This window comes from Bifidobacterium sp. UBA4282, assembly GCF_002394995.1.
In the GTDB taxonomy this organism is placed as follows: Bacteria; Actinomycetota; Actinomycetes; order Actinomycetales; family Bifidobacteriaceae; genus Bifidobacterium; species Bifidobacterium pullorum_B.
Window position 1 is genome coordinate 8814 of the sequence record NZ_DGVO01000009.1, and the last position, 211, is coordinate 9024.

At 64.5% G+C, this 211-nt stretch carries 1 protein-coding gene; it reads right to left on the bottom strand.

What is annotated here, in order from left to right:
- Positions 1 to 211: hypothetical protein (locus tag B4C31_RS01060; protein WP_291530982.1), on the bottom strand; the 211-nt coding region annotated here is incomplete at both ends.

A 211-nucleotide genomic window follows, 5' to 3' on the forward strand; every position in this document is an offset into this window, starting at 1 on the left:
TCTGACGGAAGCGGCCCTGCTTGCCCTTGAGCATGTCGGAAAGCGACTTGAGCGGGCGGTTCGAGGCGCCGGTGACCGGACGGCCGCGGCGACCGTTGTCGAACAGCGAGTCCACGGCCTCCTGGAGCATGCGCTTCTCGTTGTTGAGCATGATCTCGGGGGCGCCTAGCTCGATCAGTCGCTTCAGACGGTTGTTGCGGTTGATCACGCG